The 24,830-nt window shown below is 37.2% G+C and carries 26 protein-coding genes; 12 read left to right on the plus strand and 14 right to left on the minus strand.

Going from position 1 to position 24,830, the window contains the following annotated elements; all coding sequences use genetic code 11:
• Positions 1-391: 391 nt before the first annotated feature.
• Together BN1068_RS21830 and BN1068_RS21835 are read left to right on the plus strand one after the other, a co-directional pair.
• The gene (locus BN1068_RS21830; RefSeq protein WP_077604918.1) at positions 392-595 is read left to right on the plus strand and encodes a helix-turn-helix transcriptional regulator; all 204 of its coding nucleotides are present in this window, start codon (positions 392-394) and stop codon (positions 593-595) included.
• Complete coding sequence (locus BN1068_RS21835; protein WP_077604919.1) at positions 592-981, plus strand: hypothetical protein; 390 nt, start codon at positions 592-594, stop codon at positions 979-981. Before BN1068_RS21830 ends, BN1068_RS21835 begins: the two co-directional genes overlap by 4 nt.
• Positions 982-1,135: 154 nt before the next feature.
• Here the strand turns inward: BN1068_RS21835 and BN1068_RS21840 are convergent, their stop codons facing one another.
• Positions 1,136-1,648 carry a GNAT family N-acetyltransferase gene (locus tag BN1068_RS21840; protein WP_077604920.1) on the minus strand — a complete coding sequence of 171 codons (513 nt, stop codon included), beginning with the start codon at positions 1,646-1,648 and terminating at the stop codon, positions 1,136-1,138.
• Between the two features lie 141 nt (positions 1,649-1,789).
• Between BN1068_RS21840 and BN1068_RS21845 the strand changes: the two genes are divergently transcribed.
• Positions 1,790-2,563 (plus strand): class I SAM-dependent methyltransferase, encoded by a 774-nt coding sequence (locus BN1068_RS21845; RefSeq protein ID WP_077604921.1) that lies wholly within the window; start codon positions 1,790-1,792, stop codon positions 2,561-2,563.
• Between the two features lie 114 nt (positions 2,564-2,677).
• Here the strand turns inward: BN1068_RS21845 and BN1068_RS21850 are convergent, their stop codons facing one another.
• The 4 genes from BN1068_RS21850 to BN1068_RS21865 form a co-directional block, all read right to left on the minus strand.
• A complete protein-coding gene (locus BN1068_RS21850) occupies positions 2,678-3,961 on the minus strand; it encodes a histidine--tRNA ligase (RefSeq protein WP_077604922.1) in 1,284 nt (427 codons plus the stop codon).
• 320 nt (positions 3,962-4,281) lie between these two features.
• Entirely contained in the window at positions 4,282-6,852 is a 2,571-nt protein-coding gene (locus BN1068_RS21855) for a winged helix-turn-helix domain-containing protein (protein WP_077604923.1), read from the minus strand.
• 239 nt (positions 6,853-7,091) lie between these two features.
• Entirely contained in the window at positions 7,092-8,255 is a 1,164-nt protein-coding gene (locus tag BN1068_RS21860; RefSeq protein WP_077604924.1) for a VanZ family protein, read from the minus strand.
• Between the two features lie 302 nt (positions 8,256-8,557).
• Positions 8,558-10,039 (minus strand): peptide MFS transporter, encoded by a 1,482-nt coding sequence (locus BN1068_RS21865; protein ID WP_077604925.1) that lies wholly within the window; start codon positions 10,037-10,039, stop codon positions 8,558-8,560.
• Between the two features lie 771 nt (positions 10,040-10,810).
• On the opposite strand from BN1068_RS21865, the gene BN1068_RS21870 reads away from it, so the two are divergent.
• Both BN1068_RS21870 and BN1068_RS21875 read left to right on the plus strand, forming a co-directional pair.
• Positions 10,811-11,524 (plus strand): Na-translocating system protein MpsC family protein, encoded by a 714-nt coding sequence (locus BN1068_RS21870; RefSeq protein ID WP_254846851.1) that lies wholly within the window; start codon positions 10,811-10,813, stop codon positions 11,522-11,524.
• A 255-nt stretch (positions 11,525-11,779) separates the two neighbouring features.
• Entirely contained in the window at positions 11,780-12,178 is a 399-nt protein-coding gene (locus BN1068_RS21875) for an anti-sigma regulatory factor (RefSeq protein ID WP_077604927.1), read from the plus strand.
• Between the two features lie 254 nt (positions 12,179-12,432).
• Here BN1068_RS21875 and BN1068_RS21880 read toward each other — a convergent pair whose 3' ends face one another.
• Genes BN1068_RS21880 through BN1068_RS21890 form a run of 3 tightly spaced genes read right to left on the minus strand, consistent with a single transcriptional unit; the run spans position 12,433 to position 14,257 of the window.
• Entirely contained in the window at positions 12,433-13,032 is a 600-nt protein-coding gene (locus BN1068_RS21880) for a TetR/AcrR family transcriptional regulator (protein WP_077604928.1), read from the minus strand.
• Positions 13,029-13,829 carry a DNA alkylation repair protein gene (locus tag BN1068_RS21885; RefSeq protein ID WP_077605199.1) on the minus strand — a complete coding sequence of 267 codons (801 nt, stop codon included), beginning with the start codon at positions 13,827-13,829 and terminating at the stop codon, positions 13,029-13,031. The genes BN1068_RS21880 and BN1068_RS21885 overlap by 4 nt, the downstream gene beginning before the upstream one ends.
• A gap of 2 nt (positions 13,830-13,831) precedes the next feature.
• A complete protein-coding gene (locus BN1068_RS21890) occupies positions 13,832-14,257 on the minus strand; it encodes a VOC family protein (RefSeq protein ID WP_077604929.1) in 426 nt (141 codons plus the stop codon).
• Positions 14,258-14,562: 305 nt separating this feature from the next.
• On the opposite strand from BN1068_RS21890, the gene BN1068_RS21895 reads away from it, so the two are divergent.
• The 3 genes from BN1068_RS21895 to csaA all read left to right on the plus strand — a co-directional run bounded on the left by BN1068_RS21895 (position 14,563) and on the right by csaA (position 16,605).
• Positions 14,563-15,255, plus strand: coding sequence for a helix-turn-helix transcriptional regulator (locus BN1068_RS21895; protein ID WP_077604930.1), 693 nt, complete (start codon positions 14,563-14,565; stop codon positions 15,253-15,255).
• Positions 15,256-15,343: 88 nt separating this feature from the next.
• Positions 15,344-16,243, plus strand: coding sequence for an EamA family transporter (locus BN1068_RS21900; RefSeq protein ID WP_077604931.1), 900 nt, complete (start codon positions 15,344-15,346; stop codon positions 16,241-16,243).
• Between the two features lie 29 nt (positions 16,244-16,272).
• A complete protein-coding gene (gene csaA, locus BN1068_RS21905; RefSeq protein WP_077604932.1) occupies positions 16,273-16,605 on the plus strand; it encodes a chaperone CsaA in 333 nt (110 codons plus the stop codon).
• A 40-nt stretch (positions 16,606-16,645) separates the two neighbouring features.
• On the opposite strand, the gene BN1068_RS21910 is transcribed toward csaA, so the two are convergent.
• On the minus strand, positions 16,646-17,245 hold the full coding sequence (locus BN1068_RS21910) for a class I SAM-dependent DNA methyltransferase (protein WP_077604933.1): 600 nt from the start codon (positions 17,243-17,245) through the stop codon (positions 16,646-16,648).
• 269 nt (positions 17,246-17,514) lie between these two features.
• Here BN1068_RS21910 and BN1068_RS21915 point away from each other — a divergent pair, with 269 nt between their 5' ends.
• The gene (locus BN1068_RS21915) at positions 17,515-18,183 is read left to right on the plus strand and encodes an RluA family pseudouridine synthase (protein ID WP_077604934.1); all 669 of its coding nucleotides are present in this window, start codon (positions 17,515-17,517) and stop codon (positions 18,181-18,183) included.
• 186 nt (positions 18,184-18,369) lie between these two features.
• Here BN1068_RS21915 and BN1068_RS21920 read toward each other — a convergent pair whose 3' ends face one another.
• On the minus strand, positions 18,370-18,927 hold the full coding sequence (locus tag BN1068_RS21920) for a TetR/AcrR family transcriptional regulator (protein ID WP_077604935.1): 558 nt from the start codon (positions 18,925-18,927) through the stop codon (positions 18,370-18,372).
• 239 nt (positions 18,928-19,166) lie between these two features.
• On the opposite strand from BN1068_RS21920, the gene BN1068_RS21925 reads away from it, so the two are divergent.
• On the plus strand, positions 19,167-19,913 hold the full coding sequence (locus BN1068_RS21925) for an SDR family NAD(P)-dependent oxidoreductase (RefSeq protein WP_175637227.1): 747 nt from the start codon (positions 19,167-19,169) through the stop codon (positions 19,911-19,913).
• Between the two features lie 49 nt (positions 19,914-19,962).
• Here the strand turns inward: BN1068_RS21925 and BN1068_RS21930 are convergent, their stop codons facing one another.
• Both BN1068_RS21930 and BN1068_RS23790 read right to left on the minus strand, forming a co-directional pair.
• Positions 19,963-21,162, minus strand: coding sequence for a DUF418 domain-containing protein (locus BN1068_RS21930; protein WP_368483302.1), 1,200 nt, complete (start codon positions 21,160-21,162; stop codon positions 19,963-19,965).
• Positions 21,163-21,333: 171 nt separating this feature from the next.
• Positions 21,334-21,483: a hypothetical protein gene (locus BN1068_RS23790; protein ID WP_175637190.1), complete on the minus strand. Its 150-nt coding sequence runs from the start codon at positions 21,481-21,483 to the stop codon at positions 21,334-21,336.
• A 251-nt stretch (positions 21,484-21,734) separates the two neighbouring features.
• On the opposite strand from BN1068_RS23790, the gene BN1068_RS21935 reads away from it, so the two are divergent.
• The gene (locus tag BN1068_RS21935) at positions 21,735-22,190 is read left to right on the plus strand and encodes a hypothetical protein (protein WP_254846852.1); all 456 of its coding nucleotides are present in this window, start codon (positions 21,735-21,737) and stop codon (positions 22,188-22,190) included.
• Between the two features lie 99 nt (positions 22,191-22,289).
• On the plus strand, positions 22,290-22,976 hold the full coding sequence (locus BN1068_RS21940; RefSeq protein WP_077604937.1) for a Dph6-related ATP pyrophosphatase: 687 nt from the start codon (positions 22,290-22,292) through the stop codon (positions 22,974-22,976).
• 81 nt (positions 22,977-23,057) lie between these two features.
• Here BN1068_RS21940 and BN1068_RS21945 read toward each other — a convergent pair whose 3' ends face one another.
• Positions 23,058-23,411 carry a VOC family protein gene (locus BN1068_RS21945; protein WP_077604938.1) on the minus strand — a complete coding sequence of 118 codons (354 nt, stop codon included), beginning with the start codon at positions 23,409-23,411 and terminating at the stop codon, positions 23,058-23,060.
• Positions 23,412-23,839: 428 nt separating this feature from the next.
• Positions 23,840-24,697, minus strand: coding sequence for a serine/threonine protein kinase (locus tag BN1068_RS21955; RefSeq protein WP_077605202.1), 858 nt, complete (start codon positions 24,695-24,697; stop codon positions 23,840-23,842).
• Between the last annotated feature and the right edge of the window lie 133 nt (positions 24,698-24,830).

Consider the following 24,830-nt stretch of genomic DNA (forward strand, 5'->3'; position numbering starts at 1 on the left):
CACCTGCCCAAATTTAGTGATTAATCAATTACAAAAATAGCTTAACTCTTTTTTTAACTCAATGCAAGTATGATACAAAAATTTTTAATAAAAAATGAGAGGTATAAACTGCTGGAAAGCTTTAAAAAGAAATTGATTCCACTCGTTTCTTTCCCGGAAAATATCCAGGCCATATCTAGATTTAATTCCACTATTTCCAGTTACTCTCTCACTTCTGATTACTAGCTTTATTCAGGATAACATATACAGGTCGTTCGTCAGCAGATACATTCATCAACAATAGCAATTAAAAAATGCTGTAAAAGGTATTTGACATCCATTTTATCTTATTTTACAATAAAAGTGTAAAATATGTTTTACAATTAGATTTGAATTTGAAGGTGCTGTTTATATGCAAAATAGAATAAAAGAATGTAGAGAGAAGAAAGGGATTTCTCAAGGAGATTTAGCTGATTTATGTCATGTAAGCAGACAAACTATTAATGCAATTGAAAATAACAAGTATGATCCGAGTCTAAAATTAGCTTTTAACCTGGCGAAAATCTTGGAGGTTAGAGTCGATTGTTTATTTTTAAATGAGGAGGATGTTTCATGACCACCCGAAAAATTGGCGCAATCATATTTGGTATTACTACTCTGATTATGATAGGATACACCATCTATAGATTATTAACAGGAAAAAACGTTGGCTTCAATGAAATCATTGGAATTTCAATAGCACTAATGCTGTTTTTCTCTGTAGCTGCCTGGGGAAATAAAAAGGAAAAAGACGGTATATATCAGGATGACGAATTGGGGCAAAAAATTACAGAAAAAAGTTCAAAAATAAGTTATTTTATTCTGCTCTTTGTTATATTGGCCGCTGTGGCAGCTGATCAATTAGTGAATGGAATGGTAAATATATTTTTGTTGGCTGCGTTAGGTTTAGGAATAATCATATTACCTGTTGTTGAATATGTTATTGTCAAAAAATATCAGTAGGTTTCCATTACTGACTACGTAAAAAAGCTTCATTCTTTATTGAATGGAGCTTTTTTATATCTATTTTTGTCTTTTTTAAGGTATTCCATTTTCCCAGTCACTAGATATACTTCCCATTTCAATCAAAGTCACTTTTAACAAACAGCAAATACCTTTATTCTTCCGTAGGATTCTCCGGCCCATTTAATTCTAATTGATAAAAAGCTAAATCTCTCCATTGGTTAAATTTAAAGCCGGCGTTCTTTATAGTTCCTGCATGTACAAATCCAAATTTTTTATGCATAGCAATGCTCTTCTCATTTGCTGCATCAACCCCTGCAACCATTGTCTTGTATTCTCTTTCTCTGGCTACAGCAATAATTTCTTTCATTAAAGAGCTGGCAATCCCTTTTTTCCGATACTCTTTGTCTACATAAACAGAATGCTCAATAGAATATTTATAAGCAGGCCAGACTCTAAAAGGACCAAATGTTGCAAATCCTGCCACTTTGCCATTTTGTTCACTTACGAGGATTGGATAACCCGCATCCATTTTTTGTTTATACCATTCCTGCCTGTTTGCCAGAGTCTGCGGTTTATAAGTATATACAGCAGTAGTATGAAGGATGGCATCATTATATATATCTAAAATGCCTGCTAAATCTTCTGGAGTTGCTTCTCTTATCATCTTATTCTTCCTTTCAAATCGTAATAACAAATCGTTATTAAAATATATGGATTATTTTATTTTTCATTATAAGTTAAATTCAATATAATACAATTAACACTTGCAAAATTAACCCAGGGTTATATTTTAGGAGGAGCAGTTATGAAACATCATGTAAAAGATATTTGGAATGCAGATTTATACGATGGGAATCATTCATTTGTATCAAAGTTTGGCAGTCATTTATTAGAGCTTTTGTCCCCTGTAGAAGGAGAGCAGATTCTTGATGTGGGCTGCGGAACCGGAGACCTGGCAAATAAAATCTATCAGTACGGCACTTATGTAACAGGTGTAGATAAATCCGAGAATATGGTTCAGCAGGCAAATAATAAATACCCAGATATAACATTTATGGCAAAGGATGTTTTAGAGCTCGAATACAAAAATACTTTTGATGCTGTCTTCTCAAATGCAACACTTCATTGGGTAAAGCAGCCTGAGGAAGCACTTCAACATATTTATAACAGCCTGAAGCCCGGCGGGAGATTTGTTGCAGAGTTTGGGGGTAAAGATAATGTTCAAATCATTACAAATGAAATGATCCACCAGGTTAAACAAGCTGGCATTTCCTATACACCGGAGCAATTCCCCTGGTACTTCCCAAGCATAGGCGAGTACACTACCTTAATGGAGCAAATCGGATTCAACGTGACGTTTGCCCAGCATTTCGACCGGCCGACACCTTTAGAAGGAGACAAAGGATTGCGGAACTGGATGAAAATGTTCTGTGGAAATATCTTCGAAAACCAGCCGGCAGCTGTACAGGAGCACGTAATGATACAAGTAGAAAATAACTTAAAGGAAGCTCTATATCAAAATGGTCAGTGGGTTGCCGATTATAAGAGACTTCGTGTCGTCGGGGTAAAGAAGAGTTGAAAATACGATTGGTCCAGAACAGGGAGATAATTTGATTAAAACTATCTGGCAGAAATCTATTTTGAAAAAGATTTCTGCCTCATAGATTTACATATACTATAACCGGCAGCTTATTTAAAGAAACGGGAACGGCTCCACGATTTCCTCCCCCAGCAGCATATTCTTCACCTTGAACTGATTATTTTTTACTTCGTTTTCTCCGATAATAATCACATTGCGGATTTTTTCCTTATTTGCTCTTTCCAGCGCTTTACTTATCTTTTTATTCCCCATCTCCACCTCTGCTTTGTATCCTTTATTTCTTAAGAATTTCGATACTAATAAAGCTTCTTTTTGTGTGCCTAACGGGATAATATAATAATCTATTTCTTTGCCAGATTTTCGGCTTGCACCGGCTACAGACATGGCTGTATAAATCACATCCAGTCCAAAAGAGATCCCAACGGTAGAGAAGGTTTCATCCGTCCCCATCAGTCCGCCGATTGCATTATCATATCTTCCGCCGCTTCCTATGCTGGATGTAATAAACTGATCAGTTAAGAATACTTCATAAACAGTACCTGTATATATCTCTAATCCCCGTGCTAAAAATGGGTTAAATACACACTGTTCACTGATATCAAGATAATCCAGATACGACTTTAGCTCTTTCAGCTCCTGCAGCCCTTGTTTCACCTTTTCATTTTGGACGGAGAGTGATTCAAAGTAGCTGAAATTAGTGTTATTTTCATCCGTCAAAAACTTCCTGACCAAACGAATCGATTCACCTGACAACCACAGCTCATTAAGTTCGCCTATAACAGCATTCACTCCAATTTTTTCTAGCTTATCCAATATCAGCACCGTCTTGTTTATATTGGCTTCTTCTACACCAAATAGTTCAAGTACTCCAGTTAATAATTTTCTGTTGTTATATTGAATGTTCACTTTTAATCTAAGTTTATCGAAAGCATCCAGTGCCATCATCATTAATTCCGCTTCTGCTATTTGTGAATCTACGCCGACAATATCCACATCACACTGGGTAAATTCCCGTAATCTTCCTGTTTTTATTGGCCCGTCTCGAAATACCTTGCCAATTTCATACCGCTTGAAGGGCATTTTCAATGTCGGATTCATTGCTGCCACTTTTGCAAATGGAATAGTGAGATCATACCGTAACGCTAAATCTCTTTCTCCTCTGTCCGTTAAAGTATACATCTCCTCTAATATTTCCGCACCGCCACCATATTTAGAAGCAAGTAACTCCGTGTAATTTAAGATAGGTGTTTCCAGAGGCTGACAGCCGTATTGGATAAATACATCTTCCAATGTCCTTCTGATATTTCTTCGTATACTTTCCGACTCTGGTAAATAATCCTGTGTTCCTTTTACATTTTGATAATTCATCTTCTTCATTTTCCTGGCCTCCTGTTTTATAGACAAAAATCGCATTTGAGTTAAGTGTTAAACTTAATTCAAATGCGATTTCATGAATAATAGCCTTCCTAATTCGATTTTTTTAAAACTTAAAATCGGTTAGCAAGGCTATCTGATATGATGTAATTGTGAGAATGAATATATTGTGTTGACAAAATCCATAATGTTCACCTCTGATTTTGGATAAGTCTATCACATTGCTTTGCCGTTTTCAATAGTTTGGTTTGAGAGGTGTTTGACTTGTTAATGGAAAGTCAGCTTATTTAACGACTTTTTCAGTTACTATAATCCCGTAATCCTCAGAACAACTCATATGCTCTGGCAAGTTCTAACGCCTGCAATCGGTTTTTAACCTGTAATTTGCTGTAAATATTATTAATATGTGTTTTTACCGTTGATAGAGAAACATTCAATTCCTCCGCTATTTCTTTATTAGATAACCCTTTATCCATCAGATCGAGGACAGATTTTTCCTTTATCGTAATCGATGGCTTGTAGCTATTTTCCACAAATGATTTATTCATTCCTTTGTCCAAAGGGAAAATAAGACGATGCAGCCGTTTCACGTAGGTTAAGGGAACTTTTTTATCTGGTTGACGATGCTGATTTTGACGCATCTTAATATATTGATCCAATAATTCTCCCAGTGGCGCTCCTTCATCAACAAAGGTGCGAATATAGTTTTCCGGATAGGCCAAAGCGAGCGCTTCCTCCAATGTCTCCATAGACTGGGCAATTTTCCCCTGTAGTGACAGCATCCTGCTCTGAGAAATAAGCAATCGGATTCTGTTACCTTGTCTCCCTATTTTATTTTCGATCTGAAACAGTCTTTCTATTAAAGCAGCCGCTTTTTCCATTTGCCCACGTTCTATCAAAATAGTGGCAAATAAACTGTATTCCCTCGACATAGAGAGCGGTATTTCGTCCGTATAGTTTAAGCCGCTTGTTTTTAGCCATTGATTGACCTGTTTTTCATCCTCTTGTATTTTCGCTAATGTTGCCTGAAACAATACCACTCTCTTGGATAAATGCAAACTCCCTTCTGTTATAATTTGTTTCTCTAATTTTTGTATCTTATTATTTGCAGTATCCCATTCTCCCTGCACTGCCGCTATACTGGCAAGCCAAAGCTCTGCTATGATTATCAGGCTTCGATTATCGCATGACTTTCCGATATCATATGCACAGCGCATATGCCGTTCTGCTTCCCTCAAACGATTACGCTCATAATGTAATTTACCTAAATCGATATGAAGATGCGCAACAAAGTGGGCATGTTTCGTTTCAGACCAAATATCCAGCAGTGAAATTACTACCTGTTCGGCCAATCTGAGACTATTGTCAGATACATAAATTTCCCAAAGCGGATGATAACCAACCCGATCGTTGCCAAAACCTACGAACAAATCTCCCGGAGGATGCTTTTCAACATATTCCTTTGAATATTCCACGGTGAACTCAAAATCCCGGTCCAAAAATGTGCGAAATGCAGTTAAAAAAGCCAGTCCAGCCTGCAGAATCTGACTTGTTTCAGAGGAAAGCGAATGAACATCCTGCTCCAGCTTGTGAACAGCTTTCCAGTATCCTTTGGTAGCAGCTTCCGTCCGTCCTGATAAATATTGAGCAGCAAGTTTTGTCAGCAGCATCATTGGTTTATCAAACAAAAACGAATCCGGGATAACATTCAGCCAGACACCAAGCATTGTCCATTCCTTGATAGCTTTTCCAGAAGCCATTTCTTCCAGCAGGGAAAGTGCAGATTCATATTCCTTTGCCATCAGATAGTGGTCAATTGCCTCATCTGCATATCCTTTTTCCTCCAGCCATTTTCCTGCTGTAGTATGAAGCCTCTGCCATTCATGCGGTTGACTATATTTCAGCTGTCTTATTAAAAATGCCTGAAAGAGATGATGATATCTGTACCATTCCCGCCTCTCATCCAAAGGTACAAGAAACAGGCTGTTTTGATCCAAAAACTGTAAATATACTTCACTCTCAATCTTTCCCGTGACAACCTCGCAAAGCCCTCCTGTCATCCGGTTTAAGATTGACGTCTGCATTAGAAATTGTTGAATTGTCTCAGGCTGAAGCGAGAATACTTCTTCCAAAAAGTAATTGGAAATATCACAATCCATTCCACTCATTTTCTGGATAAGCGCCTCTGGGTCAGCCTGTTTCGGCAACGACATGACCGACAGCCGCATTGCAGTTGCCCATCCTTCTGTACGTTCTTGTACTGCCGCTGCTTCCTGAACAGACAGCTGCATATCACAGCTCTTTCTAAAAAAATCAGTTGTTTCTTCTGTATTGAAGCGTAAATCATCAGCTTCCAAGCCATTCAGCTTATTATTCGCCCGTAATTTTGAAAGGGAAAGTGCAGGTGGTGTCCGGCTTGCAATATAGAGATGCGTATGAGCAGGCAATCGCTCAATCAGATATAAAACGCCCTTCAGAATCAATGCATCTGTAATAAGATGAAAATCGTCCCATATGATAATCTGCGTCTCTGATAAACGGTGCAATTCGTTAATAAGTGCAGCAATCAGCGAGTCTCCTGCTGTATCTTCAGCGGCATGCCGCAGTACAGCTTGTTCATCAAATTCTGGGCAGGACTGCTTCAGTGCCGCAATTGTATGCTCCCTGAAACGGACAGGGTCATTATCTCTCTGGTCAAATGACACCCAGGCAACAGGTTGACTGAGCGTTCTCGCCCACTCACTGAGCAATGTTGTTTTTCCATAGCCGGCAGGTGCTACAATCAAGGTAAGTTCATGATTCACCCCTTTATCTAAACGTTGAAAAAGACGTACGCGCTCTACAAGGGGTAATCGATGTCTGGGTATATGTAATTTAGTGGCAATGATAGTCATGTGTAATCACTCCCTATTTGTATCTATTTCTAAACATACAAGAAGTTATTGACTATTACTTTTTTACTATTATATCAGAATTAATTTATTTGTCCTGTATTATCAGAAAATACCTTTTGTCACAGGATTCGCATTGCTATTTTTCTCTCTTTTACATCAAAAAAAACGAAACCCCATAGAGTTTCGTTTTTTTGATAGAAAGCTTTAGCCAGGCTGGTTAATTTCATTTTCTCAGCCTGCTATTTGAGTCCTTCATCCATGTCTTTTCTCGGTGTTATACCAGAAGCGTAATCAAAATAAAAAGTACGCTTTCCTTTTTTAAAAATAACGAAAGCAGCATGAATAAATAAAACAATCCACATTATAATGAGAAAGCCGAACACAGCCATTGTAAGCCATACATGATAAACATACAGCTCTGAATCCATATCCGGTTCAATTGCTGTCAATATATTTAAAAATGCGGATAATATCCACGGGACATAAAGGGCAACCATCCTTTTCAACATAGCCTGCCATTTAGGTACGTCACCCTCTGAGTCAGTAAGTTCAAAACGCAGGATACCCGTTCCTGCTGTTCTCCCGTCCCATACAAGCGGGACAATAAAGTAAACAACAAAAAAGCCTGCTGTTTTATAAATAAATTCTATCATTTCATTTGATGTAAAAAGTCCTAATGTCATATTCCAGCTGACATGAACCAGCATAAAATCAATGAAAACTGCTAAAAGTTGGGCTAATGGACGAACAACTTGACTCTCCTGTATTTTATCCCTCTTAGCAAGAAGATTCTTTTTAGACGGGAATAAAGCCAGTATCATTGGAGCAATAAGAAATCCGAATAACGCCCCAGCACTATTTAAAATCAGATCATCCACATCAAATATACGGTAAGGACAATTATATATCCCGTAAATGCCTGTTACCTGTGTAATCTCAAAGAACAGAGACAGACCAACCCCCAACCCTAATGCACGCTTCCAATAGCGTTTATTCTGCAAAAAGTATCTTAGATAAACGCCAAATGGCAGGAGTAACAGGATATTAAAAGCTGCTTGTAAAAATGCACTCTGTTTAAGTATCTGCATATAGGTCACAGGCTGTGTCCAAATAATTTTACTGCTGTTTATGGTATCTGTGATAAAAGAAAATGGTGCCAGTGAATAATGCACTGTGTCAGACGGCTGCAAAGCACAGGTATTTCGAGTATCCGGCAAAGGCAGAAGTACTAAAAATAAAGCCGATAGCAGATAAAAAATAAAAGAAAAGGCTACGATAGAAGCCCAAATACTTAAAAAACCATATTTTCTATATACATAAATCAGCCAGGGGATTGTGAGAAATATGGACAGCAGAAGAAACATGATAACAGCTGTCTGTATTGGCATGATGTATACCGACATATGTACACCTCTTTCGTAAATCATGAATGAATCTATGACCTCTTTTAAATAAAGGTTAAGCAAAAGTATTCAAGTTATTCTTTGTTTTACTTTAAAAAGGATGCTCTGTCAAATATAGCGATAAGGATCATTCCGTTTACGTTTATTCCATTTTTAATTAGCACAACGCTGTTCTTTAACCTCAAAAACCCGTTCCAGACCTGATAAGCTGAAACGGGTTTTTAAGAAATATATAGTGAATCTGTCTTCTTGAAGAGCTATCGAATCTCGCTTAGACGATTTTAAGATATGCTCCATTCATATTACACTTTCTTTTTATAGAAAGAGGAGAATAAGAATAGAACAACACCCAGCAATACAGCAATTCCGCCAATAATTCCAAAGTACATAATCTCTGTTTCCGGACTATATAGTTTAACGATTTGCGCGTTTATGGCCTGTGCTGAAGCATTGGATAAGAACCATAGACTCATTGTCTGTGCAGAGAATGCCGCAGGAGCCATTCTTGTTGTGGCTGCTAAACCAACTGGTGATAAGCATAATTCACCAAATACCACAATTAAGAAGCTGAGTACCAGCCAAATTGGACTGACAAGTGCATCAGGTCCTGCGTAAATTGCTGGAATGATCATAATCAAGAAAGAAAGACCGGCAAAAACCAAGCCTAATGAGAATTTTTTGTGTGTGGACGGCTGCCTTTTGCCAAGCTTCATCCACAGCGCTGCAAATACAGGTGCTAACAATACAATAAATAATGGGTTGAATGATTGGAACCAGGATGATTGCAGGGAAAAACCGGCAAATGATAATCTGGTCCGTTCATCTGCATATTGCGCCAGGATAACTGCCCCTTGCTCCTGAATTGCCCAAAATACCATTGCTGCAAGGAATAGTGGAATATAAGCAAGTAAACTCTTTTGTTCCTGACTGGTTGTTTTCTTACTGAAATACATCACTAAAAAGTAAAGAATAGGAATAATTATCCCTAGTATACTCACTAACATGATAAATCCATCAATAGTTAAAATACCGTTAGAAATTAGAATAGCACCAACAATAACAATTACTATTGCACTGATTCCAAATTTTAGAATTACAGATTTCTTTTCTTCCGGTGATAACGGATTTGGCACATAAGAACCGGCAATCCCTAAATATTTCTTTCTGGTAGCTAAGAATATAATCAGCCCAACAAGCATACCTAGTGCCGCTACCCCAAATCCAAGATGGAAATTATATTTTTGCCCGAGTGTTCCGACAATAAATGGTGCAATTAAACCACCAAGGTTAATTCCCATATAGAATATACTGAAACCGGCGTCGGTACGCGGATCTTCTTTATCATATAAATCTCCGACAATATTGGATACATTCGGTTTTAACAGCCCAGTACCAATAACAATTAAGCCCATCGATACAAACAGAGCTGTGACTCCTCCCGGAAAGGATAAGGCAATATGACCTGCCATAATCAATATTCCGCCATAGAAGACAGTTCTCTTTGTTCCAAGCAGACGGTCAGCAATCCAGCCGCCGATAATTCCTGACATATATACAAGTGAGCCGTAAATAGCCATGATGGAAGCAGCTGTTCCTTTATCCAGATTCAGCCCGCCATCTTTTATTGCATAATACATATAGTAAAGTAAGATTGCTCTCATACCATAGTATGAAAATCTCTCCCAAAACTCTGTGAAGAATAATGTAAACAAACCTTTAGGGTGTCCGAAAAAGCCTTTTTGCGGAATACTTTTAAGGATATCTTCTGAATTTTTTATTGTCATAATATTTCCTGTCCCTTTCTATTTAAATTGATTCACCCTTCGCAATTCATAGTATGGTTCCAAATATTATTCCAGCACCAAAGTAGAAAAATTGATACGCTTAAATAAATATTCTAACAATTAAAAAATACCTCACCGTCTGGTTTTCGTTTACTGAAATCGTAAAACTGCCAAATAGAAGAGGTACCCTTGATTGATGACCATATAAGCAAATGCTAAAATGAAATAAAATCAACTTTAAAAAATAAACATATATAAATATTTATGTCATGCAGGAATGACACTGTTTTCTTAAATTGCACTGCTTCTATTTTCAAATGGATTTCTAATTCCTGCTTTGAAAATAAAACCTTTTTCGCATACTTGCTTTTGGCTCGTCAGGTGGTACTGCTTCTCCTGTTTATTTCCATGCGTAAAAGTCGAATATTGAATATGATAACACTATGAAAGTTTAATGTAAATTAATTGACAAGTGGTTATTTTTTCAATTTTTTCATCATATATTCACACGGTACCAAAAAAAGGAATTTTTTCAAACGAATAATGTACCAAAATTTCTATTCCGTAAAAGATACCGTTATTTTTTTGAACCAATATAATTTTCCAACATGCAAAATTAATGGTATAGTTATCATAGGGATTGTAAAATAAGGTACGGTCCTTAAAATGTTTTTTCAATATTTATCAATCATACTAATAGAAATCGAAGCACAGTCCTATTTTCGCAGCGAATATAGATATAAATTGATTATACCCAAAAGGAGAAAACAAGTGGAAAAAACAGTAGAATCCGGAATATCCAGTGCAATCGGCAAATTATTTCGAGATAATTTCGGAAAAGGACCGGAGGCAATTTTTGTATCTATAGCAAAACCATACATTACTATTTATTTACGAAACTTTTTAGCTCCTATGGAAAAAATTCTGCTGAAGCAGGAAAATGAATTAAAATTCCAGGAAACCCGTGACCTGTTAATGAAAGAACTGACTCCGGAGATACAATCTATTATTTCTTCACAGGCAGGAGTACAAGTAGACAAAATCTACTACGACTGGTCGACAGAAAATAGAAACGGAGTTCTCTTTGCAGAACTTGATTCCAACCTGGATGAAACAACAGGGGACTATCTCAGTTATCCAGCCAAAAAACAGGTTCATGCGGAGATTAGCCGTTTTACCCAAAAAGCGCAAAAGTCTCCAAAAAAGCTTACATCATGTATGCTTAACTCTCGCACATTAGTTTCCAGACGGGAGGATATTTTTGTTCTGATTGAACAGGAGCTTATCAGCTCCGGCTTTGAAAACCAGCTCAGGCTGTCAAAACGGAAGCTGGAAAAGAGTTTAATTGATAAAAAATTCTTAGAGTCTGTGCTTCATCAGGAAATACAAGATGTATTCGTAGACTGGGATTTTGAAAATGATACAGGCTTTGTTATCTTTATACTTAAACCAAAAAATAATATGGTGGAAATGTCTAGACAATAGAGCTAAGACATAAGCCGAAAGGGATATCTTATCCTTTTCGGCTTTTTTTAAAATTAAATAAAATACTAAAAAGGAATTCAGACTGTGAGAACAATGATGAAAGATACACTATTAACTAAAAAAGGGGCAAACTGGTATTTGGTTTTCATTCGCAATAATGCTGATTGATTCAGGTATACATCTCCAGCGATTTCCAATCGTTCTTAATCTGAAGCAAGGAATATAAAACTTTATCAAGAACTGGAGGACTAGACTATGAAAACTCAATCAACTGTGAACATCAATAAGGAATTAGATATTGTCCAGGCCAGACAGGTAGGCCGGGATATAGCAAAACAGATTGGCTTCAGCACGGTTAATCAGGCGCGTATTACCACGGCAATATCTGAATTAGCCCGCAACATTTATTTATATGCAGGTAAAGGGCAGATTTCTTTTGAAGTCATTGTCTCATTTAATCAAAAAGGCATAATTATGATCGCTGCTGACTCAGGGCCGGGAATAAACGATATCAGGCTGGTACTGCAGGATGGCTATACCACTTCAGGTGGGCTTGGAGCAGGGCTCCCCGGAGTAAAGCGCCTGATGGATGAATTTGATATCCAATCGGAAAGCGGACAAGGCACAACAGTTAAGGCTATTAAATGGGTCTGAAATTTAACACACAAAGCTAAAAATATGCTGCTGTTTTCAACAAATAGCATCCCATTATTTTTAGTTGCCGTGTTGGTTTATATATTATTTATTGAAGAGTTGTCTTACTTCATTTTTTATTAGCCCTTTTACATATAAGAGAATACAAGCTTTAAGGCGTTTTGAAGCTCTTTCCATTCGTTAGCCGTGTATAACTGCTCCCTTCGCCGGTTTGCAAAGTTATTGTACATTCCCCACTCCTATTTGTCAGGTTTTTATGTATTTTGTTCTTCTCTCAATCCTTCTAACAAATGCCGTAAAACTGTCATTGCTTCTTTTATTACATCTGTTTTTCTGTCAAGGTGATTAGCAATCCATAATACCGCTTCATTCATTGATCCAGAAAGACAATGTGTCATCGCTTCTACAGAAAGAGGCTTTATTAAATTTTGCTCCTGCATTGATTGTAATTGTTCTTTTAAAGAATTCATTGAATATTTTTCGTCCATTTTCCGGAATGTATCCCAGCCTAATACTGCTGGTCCATCAATTAAGAGGATACGCTGGTTATGTGATTCTACGGCTCCTTCCAGAAAAGCCTGACAACCATTGACTAATTGATCCCAGCTATCCTTACTTTGCGCTGCAGCTGCCTCTACATAGCCTCCTACTTCTTCCTGAACTGCTTCAAATACGGCAAGAAAAAGCCCTTTTTTATTCTTAAAATGATGATATAAAGCGCCTCTTGTTAAGCCTGCTTCTTTTACGATTTCTTCTAAAGAAGCATTTGCATATCCATATGCTGTAAAGTGATGCCGTGCTATGTTTATTAAGTTTTGTACCGTTTGCTCTGTTTCAGCTTTATTTTTCTTCATGTCGCCTCCCCTTTCTGCTCAACTTGATACAACAATTCCACTGCATGTTCATTCTTTGACTTTATTAATGTTCTGAATCCAATTTTAATCATTTCCGGATTTATATTCTCCTTTTTTAATACATATTGCTCCATCCATTGGAGAACTGCTTCAGGATTCTCTTTTGTTAAATCATTTATGTGATTGGCTACAGATTTTTGAACATAACGTGATGTGTCACACATTAATTTTTCTAATAGATATAAATTATTACGTACATCATTCTTTATTGGAGGCATCTTTTTAGCCCATGGAAGGCGCGGCCGGGTTCCTTCGCTTACTAAGCGTCTAATGTGCGGATTAGAATCTCCTATCCAATTTTGAAAATACTTCATGCAACGATCAACGTCCGCCATCAAATAGGCTCTGATGGCGTACTCCGATGTATGGCGCTTCGTAATTTCATACATGCCTTGAAAGGATAAATCAAAATAATCTAATCCATATTTTTCAACAAAAAAGGCAACAGGCATCAAGAAATAACCGTTGGTAAACATCCCTTCTTCAGTTTCATTTTCTGGTCCCAGAATATTTAATAAAATAGCCAAAGCTTCTTCGTAATCTGCAGGAAGATATTGCTTTAAAGTGTCCGTTATTACTTCCACACGCGCCTTCAGTTCTTTCTCCGCTACTTCTGCCCTCACCGCATCTACAAAATTATATTTAGAAAAAGCAGGATAATGCGGCTCAATTAAATCAGCCAGCCTGAGAGCCAGTTCTTTATCAAAATAATATTTTAAAGCTATATACTCGCTCATGATCATCCCTGTTCTTCCGTTTCTTTATAATGATTTTGAAAGGACTTATCAGGAGGTATAACTGTAATCACATCAATCAATACACCACTTGGATCACTCGTAATAAAATGCCTTTGACCAAATGCCTCATCACGTAAATCGAGATGCAAAGGCAATTTGTTTTTCTTAATTAACCGGTCATATATTTCATCAACATTTTCTACCTCAAAATTAAGAATTAGACCCTGGACAATATTTCCAAAGGAAGAAGGTACAGTTTCATGGTCTGCCTGAAGGATTGCTAGCTCCCCTCCTGTTTCTTCCTGCTTCAAGCTTATATACCAATCCGCTTCAAAAACAATGGAGAATCCAAAATGCTGTAAATAGAATGCACTGGTTTCGCTTACATTCTTCGTCATCAATACCGGATAAAAACCGCTAAGCTTCATTTTCTTCACTCCTTGTTATAATTTAGATTTATTTTAACATACGTACAGTATGTATGTAAATATAATTATAGAATCATATTTAATTTTTAAAACCTTATACTTTAATGCTAAACCGATCCCATGTATCATGTTTCTATACAAGCAAGATGATGCGAATCAATTGTTAAAAAAAAATTAACTGGTTTGATACTGAATTTCCAACAATAAAACAAGCAAAGTGTGATAAAAATTTCTTTCCATTCATTTACCTTACTGCAAATTAATGATACGATATTTTAAATTTAACCTTGAAGGGAGAAAACATGATGGAAAGAAGCCAGCAAATTGTTTGTGAAAAAAGGTCCTACTCCAGAGAATTTCATTCACACCAGCATGAATTTGGACAGTTTCTCTTCCCGCTGCACGGTTCTTTGGATATCCGGACACAGCAGCAGAAAATAAACCTCGGACCAGATTACTGTTTCTATCTTCCTCCAAACTTTCACCACAATTACCGTTCTGTAGACAGAAATGAATTTTTAATATTGGATATTCCCTTGCATTATTTACCGGATAGCACTGAAAGCATGCATATCCGATTAGATAAACACTGGACTTCTATCCGTTATTTATTGCTGGAAGAGGCAGCTGCGAGAAATGGTCTATCTCCCTTGTCAGATTTAACCAGGTACATTGCAAAAAAACTGCAGACTTCCAATCCGCCTTCTATTGATTATATTCACAGGCATTTCAAGGAGCCGATCCGGGTAGAAACTCTGGCAAAAATAGAGCATTATCATCCAGTTTATTATTCGGAATGGTTTAAGAAAAGAACCGGTAAAAGTCCGAAAGCTTATATTTTAGAGCTTCGTTTACAAGAGGCAGAGCATTTATTGCTTTCAACCGGATGGTCCATGTCCCGGATCAGTGAAGAATTGGGCTTTGAGAATGCTTCTTCCTTTACAAGATGGTTCGTCAGGCACAAGGGAACAGCTCCAAAAAAATACAGATTTCTTTAAAACAGATAAAAGGATATTAAACCAGGTATAGAAAACACAGCGAAAATTTTCTATGATGAATTTAATATTCTTTTTTGGAGTGGGTCAAATGCAAGGAAAACTTTCCGCTTTGCTAATCCTGCTGGCAGCTGTACTCTGGGGAACAACAGGCACCACGCAAGCTTTTGCACCTGAAAGTGCGCATCCTATAGCGATTGGAACAATCCGCTTAGCTATCGGAGGGCTCTTTTTATTATCTCTGGTTCTTTTGTTTGGCAAATTAGAGTTAAAAAATTGGCCAAAGAAAGCTACTATTTTAGCTGCTTTGAGCATGGCGCTATATCAGCCATTGTTTTTCTCTGCCGTTACTATCACCGGAGTGGCTATCGGAACAGTAGCAGCAATAGGAAGTGCACCGATTTTATCAGGTCTGCTGGAATGGATATTTTTTAAATCCCGTCTATCAAAAACCTGGTGGTGCTCCACTATTCTTTCCATTTCCGGCTGTATTCTTTTGTTTGTAAACAGAGAGGCGGCCTATGTAGATCCTGTCGGCGTCATCATGGCTTTGGGAGCAGGACTTTCCTTTGCCATTTACACACTTGCCAGCAGAGATATGGCTCAAAAATTCCCATCCTTAAATGTTGTTGCTGTTATTTTTACGCTCAGCGCTATTTTCTTAGCTCCGTTTTTATTTATCTTTGATATATCTTGGGTGATGAGCTTGCAGGGGATTGGTGTAAGTATGCAGCTTGGAGTTATAGCTACTGGGATAGCCTACTTTCTTTTTGCCAAAGGACTGGCTAAAGTTTCTTCCTCAACTGCGGTAACGCTTGCCTTGGCAGAGCCTTTAACCGCAGCATTATTAGGAGTATTTCTATTAGGAGAAAGCTTAAATACAACCGCCTGGCTAGGTATCTCACTTTTAGTTATGGGGATTGTATTATTAATTGGATCATCCAGCGCGATGAATCGTAAGAATAAATCTGCAACGATGACCTCAGCTTAAATAAATTGATTAAAGGAGACAACATAAAAATGGCAACGATAGAGGATTTTTTAAAACTGGATATTCGAATTGGCACCATTCGATATGCTGCACCTTTTCCTGAAGCAAAAAAGCCGGCAATCCAATTAGAAATCGATTTTGGAGAAGAGATTGGAACAAAGTATTCTTCCGCTCAAATCACACGCAGATATACTCCTGAACAGCTCAATGGGCGTCAGGTTGCAGCTGTCGTTAATTTCCCGCCAATGCGTATTGTGGGGTTCAAATCAGAGGTTCTTGTTATCGGCGGTACTCCAGAAGATGGAGATGTCGTTCTTCTGAGTCCGGATGAACACGTTCCAAATGGCACACGAGTCTCTTAAAATAATTAAAAGGCAAGAGGAACATCTCCTTGCCTTTTAACTATTTTGTACTTGTCGCAATAAACAGAGAGGCATCCTGCTTCATGAAGATATTATTCCCATGATGAAAAGTATTCATTTCAATATTTTGGAAACCAGCATCGTTTAATACATTGCTTATTTCCTCTTTAGTAAAACCATTATGCACTTTTGGATGCTGGATTCTTTCATTTTTATCAAAATCGACGATAATAAACATGCCGTTTGGATTTAGCATTGTGCTTAATTTTTGCAGAAGCGGCCCTATATCTGGAACATGCAGCAGAACAAGCGATAAGATAATGACATCTGCATTTAAGTTCAAACCGTCATCTTCCGCTAAATTAAATTCTACTGCTTCAAAATGAGTTAATTGCTGCTTCTCTATTTTACTTTGAGCAACCTGAATCATTTCTTGAGAGGAATCAACCAGCCATCCCTTTTTAAATTGATCAGCGAGCTGAAATGTCACCAAGCCTGTCCCTCCGCCATAATCCATAACAGAATGATATTGCTTACCGGCCAAAACTGTCTTTATCTCCCCGGCAATAATATTTGCCAGCTTTTTTCGATCTTCTGTATCATATTTTTTTGCCATCTGATTGAATACATTCTCTTCCATCTTCTGCCCTCCATCTAAATGTCTTTCATTTCTTTATAGATTTTCATTGGTTTTTTAATATACCATAATTCCATATATAAACAAGAAATAAGCAAGAAGGCATAACCTTCTCATTAAATATCATCGCAGAAGCAGCTTTACGAAGACTTCATTTTATAATTCAAACAAACGATTGATTTACTGCTGGGATGCTAATAAGAAGATCCTCCCTTGATTAAAAAATCTGCTATGTTATCATTGCCTCAGTATGAAATAAAGGAGTTTTACCCGTGAATGTTCCAATTCTTTATGAGGACAATCATTTACTTTTTGTAGAAAAGCCTGTCAATATTCCCGTACAGGAGGACAGATCAAAGGACCAGGATTTGCTTAATCTTTTGAAGGAGGATTTAAAAATCCGCTACCAGAAACCGGGGAATGTTTATCTGGGAATGGTTCACCGTCTGGATCGCCCTGTAGGAGGAGCAATGGTATTTTCAAAAACATCCAAAGCCGCTTCCCGCTTATCTGACGCCATTCGAAGACAGGCAGTAGAAAAGAAATACTTAGCTGTGGTAAGAGGAAAGCCAAAGAAAAAGTATGGATTATTAAAAGATTATCTGGTAAAAGATAAACGTGAAAATAAAGTGTACACAGCACAACCAGATGATAAGAACGCCAAAAAAGCAAAATTAGAATATGAAGTTATCGGCAGTAAAGAAAACTTAAGTCTGCTTTCTATCAAACTGCATACTGGCCGGCCGCATCAAATTCGTGTTCAGCTCTCTTCCCGCGATTTACCGCTCTATGGAGATCAAAAATACGGTGAAGAGGTTAATCAAACCGGAGAACAGATTGCTTTATGGTCAGAAACGCTTGCAATAGAGCACCCGACAAAAAAAGAAGAGATTAAGGTTAAGTCTCAGCCGCCGGATAAATACCCGTGGAATCTTTGGTAAACTCGTATATCAGGTAAGCGTTTGTTAACGAAAAGAAGTAAAGAAGCTTTGGTTACAGCTTCCTTTACTTCTTTTATAGCATTTTTTCTGCCTATCGTTTTTTTCACAAGCTTATTCTCACAACTGCCTCTTGCTAACGTTTAATAGTCTGATATATCAATAAAACTTTTCCTTCCTTATACCTTTTTAAATACGCAGCCTGTAAAAACGCGCATATTGCTCATTCATATAATCCAAACTGTAAGAAAAATCCTCGGCAACCCAGTGCATAATCATACCGACAAGCGCATTTGCCTGGTAAGCAGTATAGAGCTGAATATCAATATCTTCATTTTTATACAGCTTTAAAACTTCACCAAGCAGCAGCTTTATTTTGTCATAAAATAAGTAGTAATAGGAAAGTGATGCCTTATTTGAAAAAACAATTTTATAAAAGTCACCGTATTTCTTTACATGATGGAAGATGCGTAAAGAAGATGGGTCCACCTCATGCGGCTGAACCTGCAAATCCTGGTAAGCCCCTTGATAAGAATCCTCTAAGTCTTCCATAACTACTTTAAAATATTCTTCAAACAGACACTCTTTCTGCTCATAATGCAGATAAAAGGTCCCTCTGTTTACTTTTGCCAGTTTACAAATTTCAGAGACCGAAATGGAATCCAGCGGTTTATTCTTCAAAAGTTTTACTAGAGCCTCGTGAAACGTCTTCTTTGTTTTAATAACTCGCAGATCATTTAAATTCAAGCTGATTCACCTCTTAATAGACATTTTTCACAAAACCGTTCATTAAGCAACATTCCTGATTTTTTTGGTTATTGAATCAAAATTCCATCGTATGCTACTATTATAATAGACAGTTGTACATTAAAACAATATTTTATTTAAAATGGTAGTTTGTAAGCGCTTTTTTAAGATAAAGAGAGAGAGAATAAATAATGGACAACTGGTCTATACTTTACAAGCTATTAAAAGGGGGATTTTTCGTGAGCAAGGTTTATTTAATTACTGGAGCAGCAACTGGTCTTGGACGGGCGGTTGCATTAAAACTGGCAGAACAGGGGCATCGTTTAAGCCTGGTGGATTATAACGAAAAGGACGGACAGGCTACTGCTGAAGATGCTAAAAAGCTGGGTGCCGAAGTTATTTTTGTAAAGGCTGACGTTTCCAATGAAGAAGATGTAAAAAATTATGTAGCACAAACGGTTGAGGCTTTTGGAACCATCGATTATTTCCATAACAATGCCGGAGTTATGATTCCATTCCGTCTGCTTCATGAGTACTCAAGTGAAGAGTATGACCGCTTAATGAATATTAATGTAAAAGGGGCATTCTTAGGAATCAAATATGTTATTCCTGTGATGATAGAAAATAACGGTGGTACCATCATCAATACTGTTTCATCCAATTCCTTTAAACCGACAGCCTTTAACGGTGTCTATGCTGCTTCCAAGCATGCACTTGCCGGATTAACAAAATCGATTGGACAAGACTATCAGGATTTAAATATTTTTGCAGTAGGAGTTGCACCTAATACGATGCAGACGAATATTTCTGCTGCCGCATCCACTACTTACACAGAAGAAATTGGTGCGGGTATTGCTGCCTCTACAGGACCTAATATTCCGGCAACTGCGGAAGAAATCGCAGATGTTGTTATTTTTGCTATGAACGGAGCCAAGACTTTAAACGGATCTACTGTCAATTGCGCAGGAGGACAAATCTATAATTAATTTTCAAACTGCAGAAGGCTATAAAATATGGAAAGGGGCCAAATATCTTCTAGTATTTGACTCCTTTTTGTTTTTCCGGATTTTCTTTATACTTTTGATAAGCTAAATATTGCATAGCACTTTCCAAAGGTCCATTCATACGAAGCTTTTCTAAAACGGCTGCCAAAACCACAGCTACTATCCATATAGCTATAGCAATAATTGTCACTCCACTGTTGTCTAATGTCCCGCCTAAATCAAAAAATACCTGAGATAACAGGATAACCAGCATGGTTTCGTTAAAAATGAAAAAAGTGAGTGAACGCTTCCCTAAGGCAACCAATGAATAGGTTAACCAGCCAGGATTTTTAATATGGTTACCTATTACTCCAAACAGAGCTGCATAGCCTATTCCAGCTGCTATTCCTGTTATGATATGAATCCCCCATATAATCCCTGCTGTTTGAAGGCTTGGCCACCATACTTTATCAATCATCAGTAAGGGTAATGCTCCGATAATGGATATCATTATTCCTATCATAGCGATTTTCTTTAATGTCCTATGTTGAAGCTGAGAATTAACCAGCAAATGTTTTTTGCCGGCCCACATGCCTATAAGAACAGAAGGAAGAACAGGAAAAAGAAAATGGATAAATATCGGGATGATTGGAAAAGAAAGAGCGGCTTCTATAAAGAATTGCAGATACCCAATATCCGGTATCACTTCCACTCCGAATCCATAACTGCCCATTTCTTTCAAAAAAACGCCCCATAATAAGGGAAGATAGAGCAAAATAATTACAGTGATAAAAATGGCAGCTTTGATTAAGGTCTTGTTATCCCTCGCCAGCAGCCAGGCTGTTAAAAGACCAGCAATCCCATAAGCCATCAATATATCCTGCCCGCCGATTACAACGGCAAATATAATCCCGAATAATATTAAATACCAGCACCTTCGCCGAATTGTTTTAAGTGCTGCTTTTTGGGAATTCCCTCTTAAAATTTGTTTCTCAAAAATCATCATCAATCCATAACCAAATAAAACCGCAAACAAAGGACGCGCACGATTGTCTATAAATAATTCTCCAAATGTATTGACGATTGTATCGATAAAAGTAATGTTTTCCGGTCGGCTCATTACACCAGGCTCAGCATTATATAAAAATAAGGGCGCATGAGCAAGAACAATTAATAAGAGCATCCATCCCCTGGCTAAATCTAAGGAAATTGCTCTTTTTTTAGAAGTTTGAGTTTCTCTTTGTATCTCCAATTTATGATCTCCTTCACACGAAATTGGTTAAACATATAATTTTTTGGTCGATTAATCAATTTAATTTTAACATACCGTTTTTAAACTGTCTGCTCAAAATTTATTTCTTCGCCATAAAAAAACGTATTGGATGGAATCAAGTTTAACCTCAATCCATCCAATACGTTTATCTTATTCCTCTTCCGAAGAATGCTTTCCCATTTTTTGATATATTGCTTCTCCAACCAGACCTGCCCCTATTCCTATCATTGTCCCCGCCGGAATATTCCCTGTATAAAAACCGATACCTATTCCCAAGCACATAAAACCACCAATAACCATACGAGCCCTCCCCTATTAAAATAATGGAGTATATATATCATTATTGTAACCTGAATCAATACTGGATTCATCTTTTTTTGAAAATATCTGTATATTCTAACTCAAAAATAGTTGAAGTCCATTTGTTAATCACAACCACCATTTAATAAATATTTAATAAATCCTTTAGATTTCTTTAAGCTCTTCATCCTATTATATGAAGCAGCACTAGAAATAATAGTTCTATTCAAAAAAAGAGAGGAGTTTTCTTATTGTCTATTGAAAGGATAAATAATTATTTAGGTGTGCCTTTATTTACTTTAATCATGCTTTCCCTGCTAGGTGTTCCTCGTGTCATTGCCCACGATCTATCTATTATGGAGGAGGGCAGCCTGGTAAACAGCATATTGGTCTTTGGCCCAATTATTATATGGATTATGTATAGCCTTTCGAAAAATATAAAGAAAACCTTTTTATCCCTGTTATTAATCGGTTTTTTCTATGGGATATTTTTAGCAGTGGTTCATCAAATTTTATGGAGCACTGCCTTAGATACGCCTATTCAATTTGGGGGCAACTTAAGTAACCTGCCTCAAATCGCAGTAAACCTCATTGTCCGTATATTTGCGTTTCTCAGCAGCGTAACAACCGGTATCGTAATAGGTGCAATCACAGGAGCAGCCGGTTCTCTCGTGAATTTTATTAAGAATAGTATTACATCGGGATAAACAGGTGGTTAAGGACAAAAATGACGAAAAATAAACAAAGCTGATAAAATGGAGGAAGAAGGCTTGTAAATGTTGCTCATATAAAGGAGAAGGATATAAATGACGGATTCAGGAAACTGGAAAAATAATGCTCATGGCCATAAATTTATCACTTCCTTCAGCGGAGGAAAGGACGGATCTCTGGCTCTTTATAAATCAATGAAGGCTGGGGAAGCTCTTGGACTCATTGTCATGATGGAGGAAGAAGGAAATCGCTCCCGTTCTCATTGCATGCCTCCAGCGATTATACAAGCCCAGGCTGACTCGATTGGATTGCCGGTATACACTGCCGCCGCAAGCTGGGCAGATTATGAAAAGGTATTTATTGATCTTTTAAACAAAGCAAAAAAGCAAGGCGGAGAAGTACTGGTTACCGGCGACTTGGATATGCCTGCGCATGGCTGCTGGCACGATGAAGTCACAAAAAAAGCTGGATTAAAGCTGGCCATGCCCCTATGGGAAATGGATCACCGACAAGCTGTCAGAGAATTCATCGACCTGGGATTTGTTGCGACAGTTGTGACAGTTAATCTATCACTTGGTATGCAGGAAAAAGACTTAGGAAGAACATTAGACCACGAATACGTGAGAGAGCTTGAAAATCGTGGTATTGATTCCTGCGGAGAAAGCGGAGAGTTCCATACGACTGTATTGGATGGCCCTATCTTTAAGCATCCTGTTTCTGTTCGTAAAGGCGCGGTTCTCAGAGATGGAGATTATGCTTTTTTACCTTTAGAGCTGAATTAAATAATGAAGATTTATACAACAGTCTTAAGACTAAAAATCGGAATGAGATTTTAGCTCATTCCGATTTTTTGCTTTTAGGAGCTAACATTCACTAATCATTAACATATTCCCGTCCGGATCTTGAAAATTAAAGTAATGGTTATGTTCAATCTCCGTTATCACATGCACACCTTTATTTTTCATATATTGAAATGCTTCTTCAATGTTTTTGGTATTCAGATGAAATGCAGGTACTTTAAAAATGTTCTCTTTTGCGTAAATCTTACTATCCAGCACAATTCCTGTTCCTTCCATAGGGATAACATATAAATGACCGAAAAGTATTTCTCCATCCGCTTTTAATCCTAAAATATCACAATACCAATCTCTTGCTTTTTCAATATCACTGACCGGGATAAATACTGTTCCAATTTGGTTTAAGATAGGATTGTTCATTAAAGTACCTCTCCTCTATTTTTTAAAATGAATTGTTACGGTTCGCTTATTCCCATTGCTATTAGCAGTAAAAATCCATACGCTAAAACCAATCCATTCCCCAATATTCCGATGATTAAATAGACGACACGTTTAGATATGACCCAAGAGAATACTGCTAATAATATACCAATGATTGAAAACGCCCCAAAAATTTTAATAATAAAATAAATATCTGCATTTGGTCCTCTGTCTATAAAAAATATAATGATACTGATAATTACCGTTATTATGGATGAAATCCCCAATATATTCCCGGTTTTCTTTTATTCAAAGTAAGACCTCCCTTATTCATTATGCTAAGCTCACATCGTTACAATCTCTCCAGCTAGTTAAAATAAAACTTAAGGGCAACTTCTTTCGAAAGCTATCCTTTTTCTTCTAAAAGTTTATTGATTTAATGCAGAATTCCAAGCGTTGTAAAATTCTTCTATGGTTGAATATCTCTTATCACGATTCGCTTCGACTGCTTTTGCGGCGACTTTATAGAGTTCTTGATCAGCTTCCCATTTGGAAAAGGAGCGGTCCATTTCACCGCCAATTAATCCAAACACAACAGCTCCAATATTGTAAACATTTGTAATAGAATCAATAGGTGCCCCAATTTTATATTCCTCTGGAGATTTTGTGCGTTTTGAACCCCAGAATTCCTCTCCTATCTCATTAACAGAAGGAGCTTTCCTGTAAAAATCAATATCACATATTTTCATTTCGTGGTTCTTGAAATCATATAAGATACTTCCATCGTAAAAATCTACAGCAACATATTTTTGAGATTCCACATAGGTATGGAATGAAAATATAGCATCAATAACTTTTAAACGTTTTTCTATTTTTAAATTCTTAAAACGATAAAAAGGGGACTCAGTATTGGTATATTTTGCTGCCCCGCCAAACAGCCAATGAGCATGTAAACATTCCCCTTCAAACCATTGAAATATTATGGCATACCCTTTTTCAATAGAAATATAATCGACTAATTTTATTAAATATGGATGTTCAAGAGACTGATAAACTGGTATTGCCCTTTTCAGCCGTTCTATAGCATCGTCGGGGTTTCCTGTAAAATCAACCGGTTTTGCTCCAGCATATTTCACAAAATACTTTTGCCCCTCTTTCTCTACACCAAAGCTTATATTTCCAGAGTCTTGCTGGTCAAAAACACAAAACACTGTACCGAACTGCTTTAACCAATTAAAATTATGTTCTTCCTGCAGTTCAAATTCCACTTTGTCAATCTTCTTCATTATTGAATTTATTTGTTTAATATTCCCCAAAGTATATGATCCTCCTAAATTATAGATAGGGACCACGCAGTTTACAGGGGCCTGATACGCTTCCCTTAAATGAATTGCACCCCACTCTTCGTTATCATTATTT

Source organism: Oceanobacillus sojae, from assembly GCF_900162665.1.
Classification (GTDB): Bacteria; Bacillota; Bacilli; order Bacillales; family Amphibacillaceae; genus Oceanobacillus; species Oceanobacillus sojae_A.

Coding starts and splice junctions, on each gene's coding strand:
- BN1068_RS21890 (WP_077604929.1), bottom strand. CDS start 14,257: ATGAAGCTTAGCGGTTTTTATCCGGTATTGATGACGAAGAATGTAAGC.
- BN1068_RS21945 (WP_077604938.1), bottom strand. CDS start 23,411: ATGAACAATCCTATCTTAAACCAAATTGGAACAGTATTTATCCCGGTC.
- BN1068_RS21955 (WP_077605202.1), bottom strand. CDS start 24,697: ATGAAGAAGATTGACAAAGTGGAATTTGAACTGCAGGAAGAACATAAT.
- BN1068_RS21910 (WP_077604933.1), bottom strand. CDS start 17,245: ATGGAAGAGAATGTATTCAATCAGATGGCAAAAAAATATGATACAGAA.
- BN1068_RS21830 (WP_077604918.1), top strand. CDS start 392: ATGCAAAATAGAATAAAAGAATGTAGAGAGAAGAAAGGGATTTCTCAA.
- BN1068_RS21860 (WP_077604924.1), bottom strand. CDS start 8,255: ATGTCGGTATACATCATGCCAATACAGACAGCTGTTATCATGTTTCTT.
- BN1068_RS23790 (WP_175637190.1), bottom strand. CDS start 21,483: ATGGTTATTGGTGGTTTTATGTGCTTGGGAATAGGTATCGGTTTTTAT.
- BN1068_RS21845 (WP_077604921.1), top strand. CDS start 1,790: ATGAAACATCATGTAAAAGATATTTGGAATGCAGATTTATACGATGGG.
- BN1068_RS21850 (WP_077604922.1), bottom strand. CDS start 3,961: ATGAAGAAGATGAATTATCAAAATGTAAAAGGAACACAGGATTATTTA.
- BN1068_RS21895 (WP_077604930.1), top strand. CDS start 14,563: ATGGAAAGAAGCCAGCAAATTGTTTGTGAAAAAAGGTCCTACTCCAGA.
- BN1068_RS21940 (WP_077604937.1), top strand. CDS start 22,290: ATGACGGATTCAGGAAACTGGAAAAATAATGCTCATGGCCATAAATTT.
- BN1068_RS21885 (WP_077605199.1), bottom strand. CDS start 13,829: ATGAGCGAGTATATAGCTTTAAAATATTATTTTGATAAAGAACTGGCT.
- BN1068_RS21855 (WP_077604923.1), bottom strand. CDS start 6,852: ATGACTATCATTGCCACTAAATTACATATACCCAGACATCGATTACCC.
- BN1068_RS21835 (WP_077604919.1), top strand. CDS start 592: ATGACCACCCGAAAAATTGGCGCAATCATATTTGGTATTACTACTCTG.
- csaA (WP_077604932.1), top strand. CDS start 16,273: ATGGCAACGATAGAGGATTTTTTAAAACTGGATATTCGAATTGGCACC.
- BN1068_RS21840 (WP_077604920.1), bottom strand. CDS start 1,648: ATGATAAGAGAAGCAACTCCAGAAGATTTAGCAGGCATTTTAGATATA.
- BN1068_RS21865 (WP_077604925.1), bottom strand. CDS start 10,039: ATGACAATAAAAAATTCAGAAGATATCCTTAAAAGTATTCCGCAAAAA.
- BN1068_RS21900 (WP_077604931.1), top strand. CDS start 15,344: ATGCAAGGAAAACTTTCCGCTTTGCTAATCCTGCTGGCAGCTGTACTC.
- BN1068_RS21875 (WP_077604927.1), top strand. CDS start 11,780: ATGAAAACTCAATCAACTGTGAACATCAATAAGGAATTAGATATTGTC.
- BN1068_RS21880 (WP_077604928.1), bottom strand. CDS start 13,032: ATGAAGAAAAATAAAGCTGAAACAGAGCAAACGGTACAAAACTTAATA.